At 52.1% G+C, this 23,591-nt stretch carries 23 protein-coding genes and 1 tRNA gene; 1 reads left to right on the top strand and 23 read right to left on the bottom strand.

Annotation, left to right across the window (positions count from 1 at the left end; all coding sequences use genetic code 11):
* Nucleotides 1-20: 20 nt before the first annotated feature.
* The 22 genes from LG198_RS00410 to LG198_RS00305 form a co-directional block, all read right to left on the bottom strand.
* A complete protein-coding gene (locus LG198_RS00410; protein ID WP_230341204.1) occupies nt 21-1,040 on the bottom strand; it encodes an AAA family ATPase in 1,020 nt (339 codons plus the stop codon).
* A gap of 142 nt (nt 1,041-1,182) precedes the next feature.
* Nucleotides 1,183-1,458, bottom strand: a complete 276-nt coding sequence (locus tag LG198_RS00405; protein WP_230341203.1) for a methanol dehydrogenase [cytochrome c] subunit — start codon at nt 1,456-1,458, stop codon at nt 1,183-1,185.
* Between the two features lie 93 nt (nt 1,459-1,551).
* Nucleotides 1,552-2,046, bottom strand: a complete 495-nt coding sequence (gene moxG / locus LG198_RS00400; protein WP_230341202.1) for a cytochrome c(L), periplasmic — start codon at nt 2,044-2,046, stop codon at nt 1,552-1,554.
* A gap of 25 nt (nt 2,047-2,071) precedes the next feature.
* On the bottom strand, nt 2,072-2,914 hold the full coding sequence (gene moxJ, locus LG198_RS00395; protein WP_230341201.1) for a methanol oxidation system protein MoxJ: 843 nt from the start codon (nt 2,912-2,914) through the stop codon (nt 2,072-2,074).
* 79 nt (nt 2,915-2,993) lie between these two features.
* On the bottom strand, nt 2,994-4,793 hold the full coding sequence (locus LG198_RS00390; protein WP_230341200.1) for a methanol/ethanol family PQQ-dependent dehydrogenase: 1,800 nt from the start codon (nt 4,791-4,793) through the stop codon (nt 2,994-2,996).
* A gap of 360 nt (nt 4,794-5,153) precedes the next feature.
* A complete protein-coding gene (locus tag LG198_RS00385; RefSeq protein ID WP_230341199.1) occupies nt 5,154-5,984 on the bottom strand; it encodes an SDR family oxidoreductase in 831 nt (276 codons plus the stop codon).
* A complete protein-coding gene (locus tag LG198_RS00380; protein WP_230341198.1) occupies nt 5,981-6,565 on the bottom strand; it encodes an NUDIX domain-containing protein in 585 nt (194 codons plus the stop codon). Before LG198_RS00380 ends, LG198_RS00385 begins: the two co-directional genes overlap by 4 nt.
* A gap of 26 nt (nt 6,566-6,591) precedes the next feature.
* Nucleotides 6,592-6,885: a DUF2818 family protein gene (locus tag LG198_RS00375; protein WP_230341197.1), complete on the bottom strand. Its 294-nt coding sequence runs from the start codon at nt 6,883-6,885 to the stop codon at nt 6,592-6,594.
* A gap of 44 nt (nt 6,886-6,929) precedes the next feature.
* Complete coding sequence (gene nuoN, locus LG198_RS00370) at nt 6,930-8,378, bottom strand: NADH-quinone oxidoreductase subunit NuoN (protein ID WP_230341196.1); 1,449 nt, start codon at nt 8,376-8,378, stop codon at nt 6,930-6,932.
* 21 nt (nt 8,379-8,399) lie between these two features.
* Nucleotides 8,400-9,887, bottom strand: coding sequence for an NADH-quinone oxidoreductase subunit M (locus LG198_RS00365; RefSeq protein WP_230341195.1), 1,488 nt, complete (start codon nt 9,885-9,887; stop codon nt 8,400-8,402).
* A gap of 6 nt (nt 9,888-9,893) precedes the next feature.
* Nucleotides 9,894-11,945, bottom strand: coding sequence for an NADH-quinone oxidoreductase subunit L (gene nuoL, locus LG198_RS00360; protein ID WP_230341194.1), 2,052 nt, complete (start codon nt 11,943-11,945; stop codon nt 9,894-9,896).
* A 59-nt stretch (nt 11,946-12,004) separates the two neighbouring features.
* Nucleotides 12,005-12,313 (bottom strand): NADH-quinone oxidoreductase subunit NuoK, encoded by a 309-nt coding sequence (gene nuoK, locus LG198_RS00355; RefSeq protein ID WP_230341193.1) that lies wholly within the window; start codon nt 12,311-12,313, stop codon nt 12,005-12,007.
* Nucleotides 12,314-12,326: 13 nt separating this feature from the next.
* The gene (locus LG198_RS00350; RefSeq protein WP_230341192.1) at nt 12,327-12,965 is read right to left on the bottom strand and encodes an NADH-quinone oxidoreductase subunit J; all 639 of its coding nucleotides are present in this window, start codon (nt 12,963-12,965) and stop codon (nt 12,327-12,329) included.
* Between the two features lie 145 nt (nt 12,966-13,110).
* Complete coding sequence (gene nuoI / locus LG198_RS00345) at nt 13,111-13,602, bottom strand: NADH-quinone oxidoreductase subunit NuoI (protein WP_230341191.1); 492 nt, start codon at nt 13,600-13,602, stop codon at nt 13,111-13,113.
* A 42-nt stretch (nt 13,603-13,644) separates the two neighbouring features.
* A complete protein-coding gene (nuoH, locus tag LG198_RS00340) occupies nt 13,645-14,661 on the bottom strand; it encodes an NADH-quinone oxidoreductase subunit NuoH (protein ID WP_230341190.1) in 1,017 nt (338 codons plus the stop codon).
* The gene (gene nuoG / locus LG198_RS00335) at nt 14,658-17,081 is read right to left on the bottom strand and encodes an NADH-quinone oxidoreductase subunit NuoG (RefSeq protein WP_230341189.1); all 2,424 of its coding nucleotides are present in this window, start codon (nt 17,079-17,081) and stop codon (nt 14,658-14,660) included. Before nuoG ends, nuoH begins: the two co-directional genes overlap by 4 nt.
* Entirely contained in the window at nt 17,074-18,399 is a 1,326-nt protein-coding gene (gene nuoF, locus LG198_RS00330) for an NADH-quinone oxidoreductase subunit NuoF (RefSeq protein WP_230341188.1), read from the bottom strand. The genes nuoG and nuoF overlap by 8 nt, the downstream gene beginning before the upstream one ends.
* On the bottom strand, nt 18,396-18,875 hold the full coding sequence (gene nuoE / locus LG198_RS00325) for an NADH-quinone oxidoreductase subunit NuoE (protein ID WP_230341187.1): 480 nt from the start codon (nt 18,873-18,875) through the stop codon (nt 18,396-18,398). Before nuoE ends, nuoF begins: the two co-directional genes overlap by 4 nt.
* Entirely contained in the window at nt 18,872-20,125 is a 1,254-nt protein-coding gene (locus LG198_RS00320; protein WP_230341186.1) for an NADH-quinone oxidoreductase subunit D, read from the bottom strand. Before LG198_RS00320 ends, nuoE begins: the two co-directional genes overlap by 4 nt.
* Nucleotides 20,118-20,714, bottom strand: a complete 597-nt coding sequence (locus LG198_RS00315) for an NADH-quinone oxidoreductase subunit C (RefSeq protein ID WP_230342028.1) — start codon at nt 20,712-20,714, stop codon at nt 20,118-20,120. Before LG198_RS00315 ends, LG198_RS00320 begins: the two co-directional genes overlap by 8 nt.
* Before the next feature lie 8 nt (nt 20,715-20,722).
* Nucleotides 20,723-21,199 (bottom strand): NuoB/complex I 20 kDa subunit family protein, encoded by a 477-nt coding sequence (locus LG198_RS00310; protein ID WP_011480281.1) that lies wholly within the window; start codon nt 21,197-21,199, stop codon nt 20,723-20,725.
* Between the two features lie 13 nt (nt 21,200-21,212).
* Nucleotides 21,213-21,569, bottom strand: a complete 357-nt coding sequence (locus tag LG198_RS00305) for an NADH-quinone oxidoreductase subunit A (RefSeq protein ID WP_230341185.1) — start codon at nt 21,567-21,569, stop codon at nt 21,213-21,215.
* 518 nt (nt 21,570-22,087) lie between these two features.
* Here LG198_RS00305 and LG198_RS00300 point away from each other — a divergent pair.
* Nucleotides 22,088-22,975 carry a bestrophin family protein gene (locus LG198_RS00300; RefSeq protein WP_268866752.1) on the top strand — a complete coding sequence of 296 codons (888 nt, stop codon included), beginning with the start codon at nt 22,088-22,090 and terminating at the stop codon, nt 22,973-22,975.
* A 526-nt stretch (nt 22,976-23,501) separates the two neighbouring features.
* Here LG198_RS00300 and LG198_RS00295 read toward each other — a convergent pair.
* A tRNA-Leu gene (locus tag LG198_RS00295) sits at nt 23,502-23,586 on the bottom strand.
* Between the last annotated feature and the right edge of the window lie 5 nt (nt 23,587-23,591).

Below are 23,591 nucleotides of genomic sequence, written 5' to 3'. Positions count from 1 at the left end.
CCTGTCAGGGCCTGTGCAGACTAAGGCGCAGGGATTTTGTTGAGTACGCCGCTCAGCAACTCAGGGGCAATTTCGTCGCGACGCAATTCATACGCTGGCGTAAAGAACACCCGGTGACCTACAGTCTCGGGGAAAACGGCACGAATATCATCCGGGGTCAGGTAATCACGACCTTCCAGCCAGGCCCGTGTACGTGCAGCACGCATCAGCATTGCCATGCCACGCGGACTGGCGCCACCCGCCACTAGACGACTGATATCAACATCTTCAATTTGTATGCCTGCGCGTTCAGGATTACGCAGTGCCTGCCAAATATTGATTGCGTAATCCTGCAAAGCCAACTCAGCGCGCACACTTTCCTGAATGGTTGCAGCAACGGCATTGAGCTTGTCATAAGGCACCAGGCCGGCTTCCAATGTATCAATCAACGCATCCGCATCATGGAAACGGGTACTAAACATCAAGTCACGCTGCAGCTCTCTATCCTCAGGTGCCGTCACGGAAACTTCCATAAAGAAGCGGTCACGTGCCGCAGCAGGAAGTTCAAAGGTTTCTTCACGCTCCAAGCGATTGCGGTCGGCGAATACGATCAGGTGAGGGAAGGCATAATCGCGGTTAAAGGCATTGACACTACGCTCTGCCATTAGACGCAACAACAGCGAGTGAGCTTGGGGACGGGCACGATTGATTTCATTAAAGAAAAAGACGGCAAGATTTTCTTCATGTCGCAGTAATGGGCCTGGAGCCACAGCGGGCTGGCCATTCTGGTCGATATAGGCATGATAAAGAAAATCACCAGGCATGAGGTCAATAGCACCCTCGATCCGTTGGTAAGCGCCACCAAGCAAGCGGGAAGCTGCTTTCAGCAAAGTGGTTTTACCAACCCCCACATCGCCTTCAAGGAGAACATGACCTCGCGAAAAAATGGCAATCGTCAGGGCACGAACTTGTCTCTCCAGCCCAAGCACTACCTTATTGGCAGCTTGCTCAAATGATAATGCGCGTTCCCGCCATTCATTCAGATTTATTTGCTCTTGCATGGTATTGCATCCTGCTGACTGAAGATTTTATTTAAATGCACTTTTAAAAATGTCATTTAAATAAACTATTAAGCCTATCTAATTGCATTAGCAAAAAGGCTGATGTTCGCCTTCCGAACATCAGCCTTTTACGATGAACAGCTTACTTCACGTCAAACTTGAAAGTACCTGTAGCCTTTGCGTTTGCAATACGCTTAGCATTGCGCTCGTCAATTGCCTTGATGGCAGCTTCTTGCTTGCTGAGTTCAGCAGGATCGTGCTTAGGATCGTACTTGGAACCGGCAATCTTTTCTGGATAGCCAGGCTTGGCCTGCCAGCAGTCGCCAGCAGCACGGCAGGTTTGGCCGTCATATGCGAAGGCAAGCCCAGAGGCAACCATCGCACCTACAGTTGCTACTAATGTCAAAACGCGTTTCATTGATATCTCCTTGTGTTATGGTTGCTGGTGGTACTACTGATCTGCCGGGGGCCACCAGTCAGCATCCCGGCAGAATCTTCTTACTGCTTAAAATCAGGAACCTTTTTTCTCAAAGGCATCTACAGCCTCCTGAGCTTTCTTAGGATCACTGTGCAAACCACGAACCCAACTCATTATGTGCAGAATTTCATCTTGAGTGAGCAAACCTTGCTGAGGTCCCATCATGCCGGCTGCACCGCCAAAAATGGTTTCAAACAGGCCTTTATCTTCCAAGTTGGTTGGATAAGTCCAGTAATCATCATTCAATGCTGGACCCAACTTGCCTTCTGCCAAGTGACCATGACAACCTGAACACGCAGTAGCAAAAATAACATAGCCTTTGCTCATTGCTTCTAGATCATCGTTATAGGGATTCTTACCAGTATTTCTAAACTCAAGCACTTGGGGAGTATCTTCCTCACCACTAGTGTCAAGAACATCACCGGAAAGCGTGCCTCGAAACTCCAATTCAGCTTGCGCAGGCATCAATGCGAAACCAGAAGCCAAAAGGAAACTCACACTACTCACTACTGCTAACTTTTTAAACATTTACTACCCCGGAGTTACAAAAAAACTAGATTGGCAAGAGAGGAATGTGTTCTCGCTCGAGAATCGCATCAATCTCTTTCTGACTTGACGTAATTGCTTGATCCAATTCAGCCTTCAAAGCTTCATCTCCAAGACGAACGCCCATTACTACTTCGTACTGCATGGGAATCTTGCTGCCATTGGCACGCTTAGCATTGTCTTCGATCAGTACCATATTCAATGGTGTCTTAGACTCATGCACGTACTTAGCGACCGAAGGTCCCCATAAAGCAGCAGCATGCAAATTCTTACTTACAACATCATCCACCAACTTACGCTCATCGATCTTGACATAGCGATTACGTGTTGACTTAAAATCAGTCAACTCTACGAGATAATCAAACATGTCATCGAAGCGGTTGATTTCAAGCGCCATATTCTTGGCGGGACTATCAGGCAAGAAGCCAATGCGGAAATTACGTTCCTTGAGATATGGATGATCCCAAGAAGTAATATCAATTTCCCTATCCTTACGCGTCACAAATACATATCCAGACTTGTAGTAGACCTTGGTATTAAGTACCCGCGGGTCTCCCTTATCCAAGCCGAGCAAAACATCACATTGCTTCTTGTCAAGAAAATCCCTAACTGAATACCGTGGATCAGACCACCAGACAAACTTCACTGTACGGTTCAGCGCATTGCCAAGAACCTTGGCAATCTCATTTTCAAAACCTTCCTGCTTGTCATTGGAGTAAGGCAGCTCCTCCTTACCTGCACAGACCTTCAATTCATCTGCTGCTTGCGCCTGCAATGCAACCATTCCGGCAAAACCAACCAATGCAGCTTTCACAACATTGATACAGGATTTCTTATTAGCAATATGCATGTTTACCTAGTTCCAAAAAACGCAGTTCTACTTAGAACCGGGGCGGCCAGGCCGCCCCGGAACATGACATCAGCTTAAATTACAGGCTGAACACCAACAGGCCACCGCCCATTTGAGTGTGATTCTGCAGTTCCTTGAAGGCACCTACAGCACCAAGACCAGCACTTGGGTCAGTCAGGTCGAATACCAGACCAACACCAGGCCAACCACCAACACCGTAGTAAGAACCGATGTATTGCTTACCCTTGAACTGGTAGGTCATAGGAGCACCGATACCACCGGATGGCATCTTAAACTTCCAGAGATCCTTACCGTTGTCCTTATCAAGCACCTTGATGTAACCATCAAGTGTGTTGTAAGCCACGAGACCGCCCTTGGTAGCCAAAGTACCGCCCCAAACTGCGAACTTTTCCCACTTGGTCCACTTGTACTTGCCGGTCACAATGTCCATGGCACGTACTTGACCCATTTCCTTCTTGGTTGGGCCGCTAGGTCCAGGGTACATAGCCAGGGTTGCGCCAACGAAGAACTGACCTGCACGGTATGGCAGCATGAACGGCTCCCAATCCATACAAATGTGGTTCAGACCAACGTAAAGGATAGGATCGTCAAGATCCAGTGCATCCAGACCTTGGTTGTGGAAGCCCATTGCAGAAGGACAAACGTTTGTGCTCTTGTGGTCCATACGTGTACTGAACTCTGGATCACGTACTGGCGTACCAGTCTTCAGATCCACCTTCTTGAACACATTCACTGCGGGATCAACCTTGGCAGCCTGGATCAGGTTACCGTTGTCACGGTTCAAGGTGTACAGGATGCCGTTACGGTCAACGTGGGTGAGCAGAGGTGTCACCTTGCCATCGACCTTGTGATCAGACAGAACCATTTGATTCACACCAGCAAAGTCCCACTCATCGTGAGGAGTCTTTTGGTAGCCCCACTTGGCTTCGCCTGTATCCAGATCACGTGCCCAGATGGTCATGGTCCACTTGTTGTCGCCAGGACGCATGGTTTCATTCCATGGTGCTGGGTTACCGGAACCGTAGTAGAACAGGTTCAGCTTAGGATCGTAAGCATACCAACCCCAGTTAGTACCGCCACCAATCTTCCATGCGTCACCTTCCCAAGTCTTCAGACCCAGGCCGAATTGACCATAGTGTGGATTGTCGCTGTTGAAGTTCTTGGCCAAGCGCACTTCTTCGTCAGGACCAGTTGCAAAGGCACGCCATTGCAGTTCACCAGTCTTAAGATTGAAGGAGTTTACAGCACCACGAACACCCAGTTCAGCACCGGAGCAGCCAACCAGAACAGTATTCTTGACGATGAATGGAGCCTGAGTCAGTGTCGCACCAACCTTAGGATCGCATACTTCAATTTCCCAAACGATCTTGCCACTCTTAGCGTCCAGAGCAACGAGCTTGCCATCGAGCTGAGTCTTGACAATCTTGCCGTCACCGTAAGCCAAACCGCGGTTAACGATATCGCAACATGCAACTGCCTTTACCGAAGCAACTTGCTTAGGCTTGTGCTGCCAAGCAATCACGCCTGGATCATTCAGATTGATTGCAAATGTGTTGTTAGGGAACGCACTGTGAACATACAAAAAGTCGCCAATTACCAATGGCGCACCTTCATGACCATTCAACACGCCAGTGGAGAAAGACCAAGATGCTTTCAGGTTCTTAACATTACCTTTATTGATTTGGTTTAGCGTGCTGTTATGTTGTCCGTTATAATTACCGGTCTGCAAAGCCCAGTTGTCTGCATTTTTTTGCAAATTCAGCACTTCCTGATTTGCTTGGGCACCCTGCATTGTGGCAAGCACGAGCAAACTACTAACCGCAGCGCCGATACCGACGTTGGTTACTCTGCCTTTCATATACTTCTCCTCATTCTGGTTTGATTACAAACTCCCTGCCGATTGGTTGTTACTCGGCAGAAACAATTCTTAACAATTTGTAACAAGTACAACAGATGAAAGATTCCCGATTAAAAAGGAAAGTGTTCACATACTGGTCGTGAGGTTGCGTATGCCCAGAAGTATTATATTTGCAAGCTATTCACCCAAACTTCATTAGCTACTCTTGCTAAACATCTGTTGGTAAATTGCTATATTGAAAAATTATCCTTGGGAGAATATCCCAAACCATCTAAGGATTATTGTTAGGTTGCCGTTAAAGCAAAAACGCCATAGGCATAGCCCATGGCGTTTTCAATGAGTTAAGTCAGCTAAATCAAGTCAGGACATTGCTTCAAGCAAAGCGCTATAGCCGGACTCATAATCTGGGTAAATAAACTGATAACCGCTTGCCAGCATGCGCTGGTTACTCAAGCGTTTGTTACCGCCTGCTAGCGGAATTTCAATCGCTGCAGTCTCCACTCCCTGCTTGGCTGCAAGCCATTGCAGAAGATCATAGACTGGCAATGGTTGGTTGTCCGTAACGATATACAAGCGCTCCGGCACTTTATGTTCGAGCTGTTGAATCAGATACGTGATAAATGCAGCGCCATCATCCCGGTGGATACGATTCGTCCACCCATTTCTTGCTGGCCACTGTTGCGGCTTCTGCGCCAGCGTAATCATACGCGTGCGGCCTGGCCCATAAATCCCGGAAAACCTCAGAATACTGGATGGGTATGCATCAAGCAGGGCCTCCGCCTCCAGCATGCGCTGCCCGGTGAAATCACTCGCGATTGCCGGGTTATCCTCATCAAGCAATGCCTGTGTTTCCTGGCCGTACACACCTGTGCTGGAAACAAAGAACACGTGCCGCAACGGGACATCCTGCAACGCAGCCAGCGCATTGCGCAACCCTTCAACATAGCTGAGGCGATAATTCTCGTCGCTATGCTCACTGGCTGAAACACAATAAACCAGCAATTCAGGCTGAATGGCAGCCAGCGACTTTAGCGTTTCGGGACGCGTCACGTCCGCAAGCGCAATCTGTACGCCATCAGGCATTGGATGAGCAGAGCGTCGCAATCCGGTGACCTCATGCCCTGCTGCCACCAACCGTCGTGCCAGTTCCAGCCCGAGATCGCCGCAACCGGCAATCAATACCCTGCTCACTTCTCCTCCTCGGCAGCCCATTCGCCATTAAGGAATTTCTCGGCACGGAACAATGCCACGATGGTCTTGCCATCGGTCAGCTCACCCTGCCGTATCATCTGCAAGCACTGCTCAAGACTGGCCTCGAACAACTGCAATGCTTCGTCGATATCCCGGTTATGCGCTCCGGCAGACAAGCCGCGTGCCAAGTAGATGTGGATCACCTCATTGGAATAGCCAATGCAAGGGTGTTGTAGGCCGAGGTAGAACCATTCCGTCGCCGTATAGCCGGTCTCCTCGAGCAGTTCGCGCTTGCCTGTCTCAAGATGCAGTTCGCCCGCATCTATCTTGCCGGCAGGCAGCTCTATAAAAACGCGGGACAAGGGGTAACGAAACTGTCGCTCCAGCAGTAAATTACCATTATCCAGCACAGGCACCACTACCACGGCACCCGGATGAATGACATATTCGCGTTGACTAGTAGCCCCGGATGGCACGCGCACTTGATCCCGCTTGACCAGCAACATGCCGCCCTCAGCGATAGTCTCTGAAGAAATTTTGGTTTCAACGAGATCTTGATCGTCGTATTTGTGATCACTCATAAAATTGCTCTTGATAAATGGCAGGCTTATACCTTGCGCCAGAGATAGCGATAAACAAAACCAGGAAATGCAAACACTAGAAACAGGCTGAAGGTAATGGCGTAAAACTCCCAGCCCTGCGCAGTCACCTGGCCAATGCTGCCACGCTCAACGGCAATCGCAATGGCGCCAATGGCAAAGTACAGTACGATCAATTCCAACAGGCTCCAGCCAACAGCCTTGGGCTGGTTTTTCAGTGGGATAAGATAAAACAAGCGCTCGGAAAACCAAGGCAGGTTGGCGGCAAGCAATGCCAGCAGCAACAGGATAGTAATTGTCATGACGTTAAGTAACCTACGGCGCAGCAGAACTGCACCCTGCCTGATTATTGAATGCTATGGATAATGGCATAGGCACAAGCGTCCATGAGACGCTGCGGCAGCATGCCCAATATCAGTAAACCGATAGCATTAATACTCAAGACCAGCTTCATGTCAACCGGTGCAACAATGGCAGCGTGATCTTCCGGCTCGTCAAAGTACATATATTTAACGACGCGCAGGTAATAGAACGCACCGATAAGGGCCATGATGACAGCAAAGACGACCAATACAATAAACCCAGCCTGCAAGGCAGCTTGCAGCACGGTGAACTTGGCATAAAAGCCCAGCGTTGGCGGAATGCCCGCCATGGAGAACATCACTAGCAACATCAGGAATGCATACCAGGGGCTACGCTGGTTCAGGCCCTTGAGGTCTTCCAGCTTGTCTGCTTCAAAGCCCTTGCGGCTCAAGAGCAGGATGATGCCAAACCCGGCCAGCGTCATGAGCACATAAGACAGGATGTAGAAAGTCGCAGAGGCGTAGCCGTTGAGGCTGGCGCTCAGAAAGCCGAGCAGCAGGAAGCCGATATGCGAAATAGTGGAATATGCCAGCATGCGCTTGATATTGGTCTGAGCAATCGCAGCAATATTACCGACCGCCATGGACAGCACCGCCATGATGATTAGCATGCCCTGCCAGTCTGCTGCCAGTACAAACATGGCCTGAATCAGCAGCCGCACCACCATGGCAAAGGCTGCAATCTTGGTCGCCGAACCGATAAACAATGTTACGGCGGTAGGAGAGCCATGGTAGACATCCGGCACCCACATCTGGAATGGCGCGGCACCAAGCTTGAATGCCAGACCTGCGACGATAAATACCAGCCCCAACACCAGCACGCCATGATCTGGCGCACCGTTAAGCAATGCTTCCGCAACACCATTAATATCAAGGTGACCTGTCACGCCATAAAGCATGGACATACCATAAAGCAACATGCCGGATGCGAGCGCACCAAGCACAAAGTACTTCATGGCAGCCTCTGTAGAGCTGGCATTGTCCCGATCAAGCGCTACCAGCGCATACAGCGAAAGTGAAAGCAACTCCAGCCCCATATACAAGGTCAGGAAGTGTTGGCCCGAGACCATGATCATCATGCCAAGCGTGGAGAACAGCACCAGTGCATAGAACTCGCCACGGAACATGCCGCGCAGGCTGATGTAAGAACGGGTATAGATCAGGGTCACGGAGGTAGCAAGGTAGATCCCCAGCTTGAGCACATCTGCGAGCGGGTCATCCACAAACAGGCCATTGAAGGCATACTCCACGACAGAGGTATGTGTCAGCGCCGTGATAACCGCTGCTCCCAGCAAGGCCAGTTGCGAGAACACATAGATCAGGAAGCGGTTTGCCGGCTTGAGGAACAGGTCCAGGAGCAGGATGAACATGGCCATGGCCAGCACCAAGATTTCCGGCAGCGCTGTCATGAGATCAAAGGATATGGCATTCATTTAGGTATCATCTCGTCACGATTACAGTGGCGGCAGCTTGCTCAGCGCCATATGCTCAAGCAAGTGGCCCACTGTGGCATGCGTTATTTCGGTAATGGGCTGCGGGTAAATACCAAAGCCCAGCACAAGGATGGCCAACAGGCCGAGGATAAAAAACTCACGCCGGTTGATATCCTTGAGTTCAGCCACCTGCGGATTGGCAACCTCGCCATAATAAACGCGCTTCACCATCCACAGGGTATAGGCTGCGCCGAAAATCAGCGTGGTTGCGGCAAGGAAGGCGTACCAGAAATTGACCTGCACCGCGCCCAGGATCACCAGGAACTCACCGACAAAGCCGGATGTTCCTGGCAAGCCAGCGTTGGCCATGGCAAACAATACGGCAAAGGCAGTGAAGACCGGCATTGTGTTGCCCACGCCGCCGTAATCGGCAATCTGGCGTGAATGCATGCGGTCATACAGCACGCCGACCGAAAGGAACATGGCGGATGAAATAAAGCCGTGCGAGATCATCTGTACGATGGCACCTTCCAGCCCGAGCGGATTGAACAGGAAAAACCCCAGGGTGACGAAACCCATGTGCGAGATGGATGAATAGGCAATGAGCTTCTTCATGTCCTTTTGCACCAGGGCCACCAGCGCAATATAAACCACTGCAATCAGCGACAGCGTGATCATAAAGCCGGAAAGATAATGTGAGGCATCCGGTGCAATCGGCATGGCAAAGCGCAGGAAGCTGTAACCGCCCAGCTTGAGCGCAATCGCCGCCAGCACCACGGAGCCGCCTGTCGGGGCCTCGACGTGGGCGTCAGGCAGCCAGGTATGTACCGGCCACATTGGGATCTTGACGGCAAATGCCAGGAAGAAGGCAATGAAAATCCATATCTGCACACTCAATGCCAGCGGCATGCGGTAATACTCGGCAATATCGAAAGTGCCGCTCTGGTGGTAAAGGTAGATGAATGCCACCAGCATCAACAGAGAGCCGAGCAAGGTATAAAGGAAGAACTTGATAGTGGCATACACCCGGTTGGGGCCGCCCCAGATGCCGATCACCAGGAACATCGGGATCAGCATCGCTTCCCAGAAGATATAGTAGAGAATCGCATCCAGCGCCGAGAATACGCCGATCATGATGCCGGACATGATGAGGAAGGCCGCCATGTATTGCGCAACGCGTTTTTGTATGACCTCCCATCCCGCCAGGACCACAAGGAACGTGGTAAAGCTGGTGAGCAAGATCAGCGGCACGGCAATCCCATCCACGCCAAGATGGTATTGAATGTTGAACGCCGGAATCCATTGCAGGCGTTCCACAAACTGAAAACCGCCATTCTGCACATCGAATCCGAGATAAAGCGGCACAGTAACAGCAAACCCGGCAATACTGCCGAGCAATGCCAGCCAGCGTGCCCTGCTGGCATTATTGTCCCCGCCGGTAAAAAGCACCAATATGCCCGCGACGATAGGCACCCAGATCGACAGGCTCAGGATGGGTAAGTCGTTCATAGCTTTTTATATTTTCATGAAGACGGTAAGCAGGAGGAAAGCGCCAATAATCATGGCAAACGCATAGTGGTACACCAAGCCGGTTTGCAAACGCCTCACCAGCCCGGCAATGTGTGCCACCAGCCTGGCAGAGCCATTCACCAACAAGCCGTCTATCAGCTTGACGTCGCCAATCTGCCATAACTTGTCGCCGAGGAAACGCGAGCCTCCGGCGAGAAATTTTTCATTGAAACTGTCAAAGCCGTACTTGTTGTCAAGAATACGATAAATCAAACCGCATCTGGCCTTGATCGCCGCCGGGATGTCCGGGCGCTTCATATAGAAGAACCACGCCAGCGCCACACCTGAGGCAGCCAGAATGAATGGCAACGATGTCAATCCATGCAATGCCATGGCGCCTGCACCATGGAAATGATGGGCAAGCTCCTGCATGGCGCCGTGCTGCTGGTGATCGACATAAATCACATCCTTGAAATAATCGCCAAACACCATCAGGTCGATCGCAACATAACCGATAATGACCGAAGGAATGGCCAGCAACACCAACGGCAGCGTCACCACCCAGGGCGACTCATGCGGCTTGTCGTTGGGTCCCAGGCCATGGTGGTGCTCATCGTGGCTGTCATCCGTGTCGTCCGCATGCTCATGCTTTTCATGGGCATGATGGAGGTCATGTCCGTGATCAGCTTGCTGCATCCATTTTTCCTTGCCATGGAACACCAGGAAATACATGCGGAATGAGTAGAAGGCCGTGACGAATACGCCAGCCAATACCGCAAAATAGGCAAAACCGCTGCCGGTAATGTTGGAAAACTTGACCGCTTCGATAATGGAGTCCTTGGAGTAAAAACCACTAAACAAGGGTGTGCCAATCAGCGCCAGGGAACCGATCAGCGAAGTGATCCAGGTAATCGGCATATATTTGCGCAGCCCGCCCATATTGCGCATGTCCTGGTCATGGTGCATGCCCATGATCACCGAGCCTGCCCCGAGGAACAGCAAGGCTTTGAAAAACGCATGCGTCATGAGATGGAATATTGCAACTGAATAGGCGGATACACCCAATGCCACGGTCATGTAGCCAAGCTGCGATAAGGTTGAATACGCCACCACGCGCTTGATATCGTGCTGGATAATGCCGAGGAAACCCATGAACAATGCGGTGATGGCACCGATCACCAGCACGAAGGACAAGGCTGTGCTGGACAACTCGTACAATGGCGACATGCGCGCCACCATGAAGATACCTGCGGTCACCATGGTGGCAGCGTGAATCAAGGCGGAAATCGGTGTTGGCCCCTCCATGGAGTCCGGCAGCCAGACATGCAGCGGCACTTGTGCGGACTTGCCCATCGCACCGATAAACAGCAGGATGCAAATCACGGTCATGAGCGACCAGGGCGAGCCTGGAATCAACTCAACCGTGGCATCGGCAAATTGCGGCGCTATCGAGAACACGGCAGCATAATCCAGACTGCCAAGATAATAGAGCACCATGCCTATGCCAAGCAGGAAACCAAAATCCCCCACCCGGTTCACAAGAAATGCCTTGAGATTGGCATAGATCGCCGTCGGGCGCTTGTACCAGAAGCCGATCAGGAGATAGGACACCAACCCCACCGCTTCCCAGCCGAAGAACAACTGCATGAAGTTGTTGCTCATCACCAGCATCAGCATGGAGAAAGTAAACAGCGAAATGTAACTGAAGAATCGGCTATAGCCCGGATCCTCAGCCATATAGCCTATGGTATAGACATGTACCATCAGCGAGACGAACGTGACCACCACCATCATGGTGGCAGTGAGGCGATCAATAAGAAAACCGACCTCGAAGCGATTACCGCCACTGGTCAACCAGGTATACACCGCGCCATTGAACACATTGCCTTGCAACGCATCCATGAATACACATACCGACAGGGCAAATGACGCCGCCACTCCGGCAATGGTCAGCCAGTGCGCTGATGCGCGCGGCAGCTGACGCCCGAACAGGCCGACCACGGTTGCCGCAAACAAAGGCAGCAGAGGAATCCAGAGATAAAGGCTTTGTACCGTCATGTCACCACCCCGGATGACACGGCAATATCCTGGCTAAAGATCAACAGAGTGCGCATCATCTAGCCTTTCAAGCTATCCAGGTCATCAACATTGATGGTCTTCAAGTTGCGGAACAACAACACCAGAATCGCCAGGCCGATCGCTGACTCGGCCGCAGCGACTGTGAGGATAAAGAACACAAAAACCTGCCCGGCAATATCGTTAAGATAATGCGAGAATGCAATGAAATTCATATTGACGGCCAACAGCATCAACTCAATTGCCATCAGCAGCACGATCACGTTCTTTCGGTTGAGGAAAATGCCGATCACACTGATAGCGAACAATATCGAGCCCAATATCAGGTAATGAGAAAGCCCTACGCTCATTGATTCATCCCCATCATTTATTTTCAGCCGCAGGCTCAGCTGCGGACACACTTTCTTTTTCTGCCGGCATACTGATGATACGCAACCGGTCTGCGCGCTTGACCTTGACCTGCTCGGCAGGATCGATGAACTTCGAATCCTTGCGCTCGCGCAATGTCAGGGCTATCGCAGCAACGATTGCGACCAGAAGCACGACCGAAGCCAGCTCAAACGGCAGCAAGTAATCGGTATACAGCTGGCGCCCGATCTCGGCAGTATTGCTGTATCCCACCGGGCGAGGGGCGGGTGCATTGAGCATATCGGCACTAAAATGCTTGCTGCCAAGGATCATGACCATTTCCGCCGCCATGAGGAGGCCGACAGGCAAGGCCACTGGCAATGCGTTCCAGAAACCCTCGCGCAGCCTGTCGAGATTGATGTCCAGCATCATCACCACAAACAGGAACAGCACCATGACCGCACCCACATAAACCAGCACCAGCGCAATGGCAAGGAATTCCGCCTCTAGCAATAGCCATATCCCTGCTGCGGTAAAAAATGCCAATACCAGGAATAGCGCGGCATGTACCGGATTGCGTGCCGTAATCACACGCAAGCCGGCAAACAGCAGGATGGCGGCTAGGGCATAAAAAACATAATCCTGGAATATCATGGTTATTTTCGGGTGGCTACAGGCAAGGCAATGACTCTTAGAAACACGCGTGCGCCGTACACCATCACTCCTCCTCGTGACTTTCTTAGCTTAACTTTCTAACGATATTACGCATTCACTGCCTAACGATACTGCGCACTCACTGTTACCGATACTGCGCATCTGTGGCCCGATCCGCTGCAATTTGCTCTTCATACTTGTCCCCGACTGCCAGCAGCATAGGCTTGGTGTAAAGCAAATCGCCGCGCTTCTCACCGTGATAATCGAAAATCCTGGTCTCGACAATGGAATCCACCGGGCAGGACTCTTCACAAAAGCCGCAAAAAATGCACTTGGTCAGGTCTATGTCATAGCGCGTAGTACGCCGGGTATTGTCTTCCCGCTGCTCGGATTCAATCGTGATTGCCAGCGCCGGGCAAACCGCCTCGCAAAGCTTGCAGGCAATGCAGCGTTCTTCGCCATTGGGATAGCGGCGCAAGGCATGTAACCCACGGAAACGCGGGCTCATGGGTGTGCGCTCCTCGGGAAACTGCACCGTCATTTTGCGTGCGAAGAAATAGCGCCCGGTCAGGGCCATGCCCTTGACCAGCTCAAGCAGCATGAAACTCGCGAATAACTCTCTTATCTTGCTGATCATCCTAGTTTCTCAATGAAGTAGTTTCTCAAGGAAGCCCATCGCTCAATGAAACAAATAAGCCCAGCGCGTCTGCATCATTCCGCCAACAAATAGAATCCATACCAGCGTCACGGGGATAAACACCTTCCAGCCCAGCCGCATGATCTGGTCATAGCGATAGCGCGGGAAAGTGGCACGAAACCATAAGAAGAGGAACAACAACGCTGCCACCTTGAACAGCAGCCAGAAAATACCGTCAGGCAGGAAAGGTACGGGAGAGAGCCAGCCACCGAGGAACATCAGGGCTGCCAGCATGGCCACCAGGATCATGTTGGCATATTCCGCGAGGAAGAACACGGCAAACGCCATCCCCGAATACTCCACATGGAAGCCGGCGACGATTTCCGACTCGCCTTCCGCCACGTCAAACGGCGCGCGGTTGGTTTCCGCCACTGCGCTGATGAAATAAACGATAAAAAGCGGGAACAATGGTAGCCAGTACCACTGCCAGAAGCCACCGGACTGGGCAAGCACGATCTTGCCAAGATTAAGGCTGTTGGCAGACATCAATACGCCGACCAGCGCAAAGCCCATGGCAATTTCATAGGACACAATCTGCGCGGCGGATCGCAGCGATCCGAGAAAAGCATATTTGGAATTGGAAGCCCAACCCGCAATGATGACGCCATAAACACCCACAGATGTCATCGCCAGGATGTACAGCAGTCCCGCATCGATGTCAGCCAGCACCAGCGTCAAATCAAACGGTATCACCGCCCAGGCAGCAAACGCCGGTGCAATCGCAAGCACGGGCCCAAGCAGAAACAGGGTGCGGTTGGCAGCCGTGGGGATGATGATTTCCTTCATCAGCAACTTGAGGCCATCCGCCACAGGCTGCAGCCAGCCATAGCCGACGCGATTGGGGCCAAGACGAACCTGCATGAAACCAATCACCTTGCGTTCAGCCAGGGTCAGATAGGCTACTGCCCCCATCAGCGGCACTACGATCGCCACGATCTTGAGCAGGGTCCAGACTACCGGCCAAAGCGGTCCCAACAGGTTTTGCGCTTGAGCGATCATGCAATAGCCTCGTCAAGCGGCTGGGTTGCCGGAATTCGCTCTATGGTGATTTCGCCCAGTAGGTCGCCCAGCCCGGCAGTGCTTGGCAAGGCACCAGGAATGCGCACGCATCCCAGTGGCACGCGGATATCTGCATACGCATCCAGGATGGCACTGCCATCGCCCTGCCTGACAAGGATGCGCTCCCCTTCCTTGATGCCCAGTTTTCTCATTTGCTCAGGATGCAGGGCCGCCAGTACTGCCTTTACCACCTGGCGCGTCTTCTGCAATGGCGGGGAGCGCCGCACAATAGCATCCGACTGGAACTGCGGAATTTCTCCCACACGCTGCAAATCACTATCCAGCCTGACCTTGATTTCGACATCGATCAATTCGCGCAGGTTGTTGTTCAAGGTGCGCCAGACAACGGCAGAGGGCTTTTCGCCGCCGAAAATCTCGTTCTTGATTTCTTCACTGCTATCAAAGTCAAACTTGGACAGTCCGACAAGATTGCCCAGTACACGCAATACTTTCCAGCCAGGCCGCGCTTCACCCAATGGCTTGGTCACGGCAGTAAAGCTCTGCACTCTGCCCTCCATGCTCATGAAGGTGCCAGAGGTTTCCGTAAATGGCGTGATCGGCAGCAGGATGTCGGCATCTTCCAGCGCTTCCGACTTGTATGCCGTAAGCGCAACCACGCACTCAGCCTGCTTGATAGCCTGCCGTGCGAGGGTAGGATTATGGCAATCCAGCTCGGGCTCTACATTGACCAGCACATAGGCCTTGCGCGGCGATTCCAGCATGGCGCGCGCATTCAGGCCGCCCGCCTTGGGCATGGCGCCCACGAGATTGGCGCCGACGCTGTTGGCTCCTGCGCTCAATACGCCAAAGGTGGCGCCACTGAGCGAGGCAATCGCTTCTGCCAAGCTGAATATCTCGGTATAGCGCGGGTGGTATTGGGAAATATTGCCCAAGAACACGGCAGAGCGCGGGCTGATCAGGTCCACGGTTTCCCCATGCCCGGTCAGGCTCAATGCAATATCCCGGCTATTGTCCCAGACCCTGACGCCCTCCAGCAACTCGCTCAGAGACTTCGGCAGGCACAGCGAAAGCCGCTCCAGGCCTGACACCGCCTTGAGGATTTGCGACAGCACGTTCACCATATCGTTGGGCGAGCAGATAGCTTTATGCCTGATCGGGATCAACGGATCGTCATCGAGTGGGTTGACCACCGAAAGCTCTGCCCCATTGGCCACGGCACGGCGGATGCGCTGCGCAAGCAAAGGATGCTCGTTGCGCAGGTTGCTGCCGATGACGAGAATGCGGTCCATCTCCTGCACGTCTGGAATGTTGCACCCCATCCAGATCACGCCCAGGCGCTTGCCGTCGTGGCGGAAATCGGTATGGCGCAAACGATAGTCTACGTTGTCGGAACCCAGCCCATGCGCAAACCTGGTGGCAAGGTGGGCTTCCTCCATCGTGCTGTTGGGCGAGACCAAGACGCCGAGCGCATCGCCACTTTCACTGTTCACGATATCCTTGATCTGGCCTGCAGCCAACTCAAGCGCAGTTTTCCAGTCAGTCTCATGCCAGACGCCATTATGCTTGACCATGGGCACCTTGAGCCGGTCCGGGCTGTTGAGCCCTTCATAGGCAAAGCGGTCGCGGTCGGAAAGCCAGCATTCGTTGATGGTCTCCTTCTCGCGCGGCAATACCCGTAGCACCTTGCCATCCTTGATATGCACTTCAATATGAGAACCCAGGCCATCATGTGGCGCAATGGAGGGGCGGCGGATAAGCTCCCAGCTACGCGCGGTATAGCGGAAAGGCTTGCTGGTCAATGCGCCCACTGGGCAAAGGTCGATGATATTTCCGGACAGTTCCGAGTCCACGCTCTTGTCGACATAGGCCGTGATCTCGGCATGCTCGCCGCGGTTGATGAGCCCCAGCTCCATCATGCCGCCGATCTCCTTGAGGAAGCGCACGCAGCGGGTGCACTGGATGCAGCGTGTCATGTCGGTGGACACCAACGGCCCGATGTTCTTGTTGAGAACCACGCGCTTTTCCTCGGTGTAGCGAGAGGCAGGCGCGCCATAGGCCACGGCGATATCCTGCAGGTCGCATTCGCCGCCCTGGTCGCAAATCGGGCAATCCAGCGGGTGGTTGATCAGCAGGAACTCCATGACGCTCTGTTGGGCCTCCACGGCCGCCTTGGAGCGGGTGAATATCTTCATGCCGTCGGCTACTGGCGTCGCGCAGGCCGGCAAAGGCTTGTTGAATTTCTCGACTTGTACCAGGCACATGCGGCAATTGGCCGCTACCGAGAGCTTCTTGTGATAGCAAAACCGTGGAATGGCAATGCCCAACTGGTCTGCGGCATCAATAATGGTAGAGCCGTGCTCGACCTCAACCTGCTTGCCATCTATCTCGACATTAAGCATAGGCTACCTCTTGCTGCGCCTGGATTCGTCCTGCCAGGCCGTCTTCCACCATGCTGCGGTCATGGCGGATGTAGTATTCGAATTCAGGGCGGAAATGCTTGATGAAGCTCAATACCGGCGTAGCCGCGGCATCACCCAGTGCGCAGATGGTGCGGCCGGAAATATTGCTGCTGACATCGGTCAGCAAGTCCAGGTCTTCCAGTCGTCCCTGGCCATCGACGATGCGCTTGATCACACGGTACAGCCATCCCGTGCCTTCGCGGCATGGCGTGCACTGTCCGCACGACTCCTCGAAGAAGAAATAGGACAGACGCTTCAAGGTTTTCACCATGCAGGTGGTTTCATCCATGACTATCATGGAGCCGGCGCCCAAGCTTGAACCAGCCTTGGAAAGACCATCGTAATCCATTGTGGCCCCCAAGATGGCTGAAGCTGGTAAAACGGCAGTTGACGGCCCTCCGGGGATGACGGCTTTCAACTGTCGCCCCTTCCATACACCTCCAGCCAGCGCCATCAATTCGGCAAAGGGGATGCCCATGTTTACTTCATAGTTCCCGGGCTTGTCTACATGACCCGAGACCGAGAAGATTTTGGTTCCCCCTGAATTGGCGACGCCAAGTTCCTGAAAAGCTTGGCCACCGTGCTCCATGATCCATGGTATCGACGTGTATGACTCCGTGTTATTCACATTGGTCGGCTTGCCAAACACACCGTAGCTGGCAGGAAAAGGCGGCTTGAACCTCGGTTGCCCTTTCTTGCCCTCTATCGACTCGATCAATGCGGTTTCTTCGCCACAAATATAGGCGCCGTAACCGTGCACCGCATAGAGATCGAAACTGAAACCGGTGCCGAACAGGTTTTCACCGAGATAGCCAGCTGCTCGCGCTTCTTCAAGCGCCGCCTCGAATATCTCGTAATCCTGCCAGATTTCACCGTGTATATAGTTGTAACCCACTCGCGCGCCCAAGGTATAGGCGGCAATCGCCATGCCCTCGATCAACTGGTGCGGGTTGTAGCGTATGATGTCCCGGTCCTTGAACGTGCCGGGCTCACCTTCGTCGGTATTGCATACCAAATATTTAGTGCCATCGAAATAGCGCGGCATAAAACTCCACTTGAGGCCGGTAGGAAAGCCCGCCCCGCCCCGCCCGCGCAATCCGGAAAGCTTGACCTGGCTGATGATGTCAGTGGCCTTGACCTTTTCCGTGACTAGCCGCTTCAGCTGGGCATATCCGCCAAGCTTGAGGTAGGTTTCCAGCGAGGCGGGATTCTCCTGCCCGACCGTACGCAAGCAAACCAGTGTTTGTGCTGCGCTCATTTTTCCAGGCCCTCCAATATCTGGTCGACCTTTTCCGGCGTCAGGAACTCATGCATCTCGGTATTGTTGATGTGGAACAATGGCGCCCCGCCGCAACAACCCATGCATTCCCCTTCCTTCAGGGTAAAACGCTCATCTGTCGTCGTTTCGTTGAAGCCGATACCCAGGCGCTTCTGCAAGTGCTCCACAATTTCGGCAGAATCCCGCAACATGCAGGAAATATTAGTGCAGACCGTGATCTTGTACTTGCCGACCGGCTCCAGCTCATACATGTTGTAGAAAGTTGCCACCTCCAATGCGGCAATCGCCGGTATGCCCAGATACTCGGCTACTTCCGTGATGATTTCCTTGGAGAGCCAGCCTTTCTCAGTTTGTGCAATGCGCAATGCAGACATCACCGCCGCCTGCCGATGCTCGGGCGGGTACTTGGTCAATTCGCGGTCAATCTTGGCTAAGGATTCAGCAGACAAACTCATCGGTCAATTTCTCCGAATACAATATCCTGCGTACCAATAATCGCCACCAAGTCGGCAATCATATGGCCACGTGTCATCTCATCCAGGGCTGCCAGGTGAGCAAAGCCGGGGGCGCGAATCTTGAGACGGTAAGGCTTGTTCGCGCCATCAGAAATCAAGTAGATACCAAACTCGCCTTTGGGATGCTCAACTGCGGCATAAGCCTCACCTGCCGGAACATGGAAGCCTTCGGTGAACAACTTGAAATGGTGGATCAGCGCCTCCATGTCGTATTTCATCTCTTCACGTGGGGGAGGTGCCACCTTGGTATTGTCACTGATGACAGGGCCGGGATTCTTGCGCAGCCAGTCTATGCACTGCTTGATGATACGATTGGACTGGCGGAACTCCTCCATCCGCACCAGATAGCGATCATAACAATCCCCATTGACGCCAATTGGAATATCGAAATCCATCCTGTCATAGACTTCATAGGGCTGTTTCTTGCGTAAATCCCATGCAAAACCGGAGCCGCGCAACATTGGCCCAGTCAACCCCAGTGCCAATGCCCGCTCGGGCGAAACCACGCCAATCCCTACGGTACGCTGCTTCCAGATACGGTTATCGGTTAGCAGGGTCTCATATTCATCAATATAAGCAGGGAAACGGTTGGTGAAATCCTCGATAAAGTCCAGCAGCGAACCCTGGCGGTTTTCATTGAGCTGCTTAACGTCTTCCTTGCTACGTACAGTAGACTCCTCATACTGCGGCATGCGATCGGGAAGGTCGCGATAAACGCCGCCCGGACGGTAATAAGCTGCATGCATGCGCGCGCCGGAGACTGCCTCGTAGCAATCAAACAAATCCTCGCGTTCACGGAAGGCATAGAGGAATACCGTCATCGCACCGACATCCAGCGCATGAGCCCCAAGCCACAACAGGTGGTTCAAGACACGCGTGATCTCATCGAACATGACACGGATATACTGAGCGCGCAACGGTACTTCCAGCCCAAGCAACTTTTCTATTGCCATGACATAGGCATGTTCGTTCACCATCATGGACACGTAGTCGAGGCGATCCATGTAGGGCACTGACTGCAAATAGGTACGGTTTTCGGCAAGCTTCTCGGTGGCGCGGTGCAAGAGGCCAATATGCGGATCGGCACGCTGGATCACTTCCCCGTCCAGCTCCAGCACCAAGCGCAACACACCGTGCGCCGCAGGATGCTGGGGCCCGAAGTTCATGGTGTAATTGCGAATCTCAGCCATGGTGGAAGCCTTCCTCGCGTATCACCCTCGGCACATTGTTGCGGGGATCGATGCTGACCGGCTGGTAAATGACGCGTTGCTGCTCGGGGTCGTAGCGCATCTCCACATTGCCTATCATCGGGAAGTCCTTGCGGAACGGATGGCCGACGAACCCATAGTCGGTCAGCAGGCGGCGCAAATCCGGATGGCCTTCGTACATGATGCCAAAAAGATCAAATGATTCTCGCTCGAACCAGTTGGCGACAGGCCAAAGATCCACCACGGTAGGCAATACCGGGAAATCATCATCCGGCGCAAAAACCCGCAGCCTTAGCCGTTGATTGAGGCTGATGGAGAGAAAATGATATACCGTGGCATAACGCAAACCAGACCAGGTGCCTTCACCATAGTCGGCATAATCAACGCCGCACAAGTCGATCAACTGCTCGAACCCCAATACCTTGTGGTCGCGCAGCAAATTGCATACTTCCAGCAAGCATGCGGCCTTGCATTCAATCGTCACCTCACCGACATTGTCCTCCAGGCGGACAATGCTATCCCCCAGGACTTCCTGCACATGTTGTTTTAATTGTTCCAGACGCGTCATCAGCTTGACTCTCAGCGGGCAATCGTATTGGTACGTTTGATCTTGTTCTGCAGTTGGATAATGCCGTAGAGCAATGCTTCCGCAGTAGGCGGGCAACCAGGCACATAAACATCCACCGGCACAATGCGGTCGCAACCGCGCACCACGGCATAGGAATAATGGTAGTACCCGCCACCATTGGCGCATGACCCCATCGAGATCACCCAGCGCGGCTCGGCCATCTGGTCGTACACCTTGCGCAATGCAGGGGCCATCTTGTTCACCAGCGTTCCTGCCACGATCATGACGTCAGACTGGCGGGGGCTGGGACGGAACACGATACCGAAGCGGTCAAGGTCGTAACGGGCGGCGCCGGCATGCATCATCTCTACAGCGCAACAAGCCAATCCAAACGTCATGGGCCACAAGGATCCGGTGCGGGTGTAATTGATCACCGTATCCAGCGTCGTGGTCACAAAACCCTTCTCGAGCACGCCCTCAATACTCATACCGCATTACCCCTTACTCCCACTCCAGCGCCCCTTTCATCCACTCGTAGACAAAACCCACGACCAAGATTCCCAGAAACACGATCATTGCCAGAAAACCAAACAGGCCAATTTCCTGCAGTACCACGGCCCACGGAAACAGGAAGGCAATTTCCAGATCGAACAAGATAAACAGAATAGCAACTAGGTAGTAACGCACATCGAACTTCATGCGCGCATCCTCGAACGCCTCAAAACCGCATTCATAAGGGGAATTCTTCTCAGCATCAGGCCGATTGGGAGAAACCAGCTTGCCAAGGACGATAGGGGCCACACCGACAGCAAGCCCCACAATGATGAACAGCAATATTGGAAAGTAATTCTCCAGCACGTTCAAATCCTATACAAATCAGCTCTGAAAAAAATCAAGATTACCTACCTTGCGGCAGGGACCAGCGAATACATCATACCCCGCATTTGTAAATGAATTGTAACACACAAATTACAACTAAACAGCCTTGAACGCAGCCACAGGGGCGGAATTGACGCTTACCACCTGTTTATTATCAAGTTTGATTAAAAATAACCGTATAAAAACAAGGTTAAAATGAAAACAAATTAACTTTTTGTTACAAAAATAACCTTACAAGATACAGGTTATACCAACAAAACGCACAATAGTTCTGTGAAGATCGCATAAGTTGCAAATTTCGACTTAATCAATTGCAACTGAGCAAAATCCGGGCTATGCATGCGGTCCAGCACTGTTAATGAATTAGTAACTTCACCCCTCTTTCCCGGCAATGCCTCCACGTGTAGCCCAGTGCTTTGTTTATGGAAGAGGTGATCACTCGAGGAAGCAAAGCGATATAATTGACCCGTTATATTTAAAAATACATATCCACTCAGATGATTATCCGCAATAGACCAGGATTGATTCACTTGTTTTTCATTGTGCGCGGATCCATCATCATGCGCATTTTTCCCAGAATCCTCGTCATCACCTTGATGTCAGCACTGATCGTGCTGACACACAGGCTGCTGCCAGATTGGCTGCCAGCATTTGAAAGCGCGCCGTTTGCCCTGCTGGGAATTGCATTGTCAGTGTTTTTGGCATTTAGAAATAATGCGTGTTATGACCGGTGGTGGGAGGCACGGAAACAATGGGGGGAACTCGTTACAGTTACTAGAACCCTATCCAGACAGACCATGCTGCTATCATCAAAAGCGAATGAGGCCCGGTGTCGGCTTTTAAACCTTGCCATCGGTTTCACATATGCCTTACATGACCAACTTCGTTCGAATGCGGACCCTACAACCCAGAATATTCCGACGAAGTCGGGCAAGTCAGCAGATTACTTTCTTGAAGAAATGCAAAAGGAGATTGTGGCCTTAAGGGAAGAAGGGAAGCTGACTGATATTACATACTCGCTGCTTGACCAATCATTTTGCCGATTGACGACCTTACAAGCTGCTTGCGAACGGATTCTGACAACGCCCGTGCCCTTTGGCTATACTCTGCTGCTACACCGTACCGCATACATTTTCTGCTTCTTGCTCCCTTTCGGTTTTGCTGACAGTTTAGGTTGGGTCACCCCCTTTGCATCAGCATTGGCTGCTTATACCTTTTTCGGACTTGATGCGCTTGGAGATGAGCTTGAGGTACCATTCAGCAAACAGCCCAATGCATTACCTATCAGCACCATTTCGCGCCAAATTGAAATTCACCTGCTACGATCAATGGACATAGAGAAATTGCCCTCCATCCCCCAACCAGAGAACTATATCCTGTACTAGGCAGAGGAGTTGCAAAAAGCATTTCCATCGCCTGAAGCCACCTTCAGGCTTGGTCAAGCATTCTTTATTACAAGGCCGCTCCTCCTTATTGATGATGCTGCAATTGTTTCTTGGCATGGAGCCTTAAAAGCGCATTCATATCGATGATGGAGCCCACAGAAAAAAACAGGCCCTTGCGGGCCTGTATGAATTTTCTGGGAAATTCAATGCGCGTAAACGCATTGATGAATACTGTATTACCAAAATATTTCAATATAAATAAACAAGAACTAGTCCGTTCCCTTAATCTGCAAATTGAGATAAATCCTCTAGCTACCACGGTTATCTGACAAGACCTGTTAATTGTTTAGCAAATTGAGCATAGGATCATCTCAAAAATGAGTTCATTTTCGCCATCTACGACCGTTGCACTTAACAGTAAGGGATTTCTTGAGAAGAACAAATATGGACTGAAAAGAAAAAACCCGCCAAACTCTAGGTTACATGCAGGTTTTGATATGGTTTGATACTGCTTGATTTTATTTTTTGGTGCCGACGGTGAGACTCGAACTCACACGGCTTTCGCCACTACCCCCTCAAGATAGCGTGTCTACCAATTCCACCACGACGGCATTGG

The organism is Methylobacillus arboreus, from assembly GCF_020532725.1.
Lineage (GTDB): Bacteria > Pseudomonadota > Gammaproteobacteria > Burkholderiales > Methylophilaceae > Methylobacillus > Methylobacillus arboreus.
This window is presented reverse-complemented; position numbering and strand designations above follow the sequence as displayed.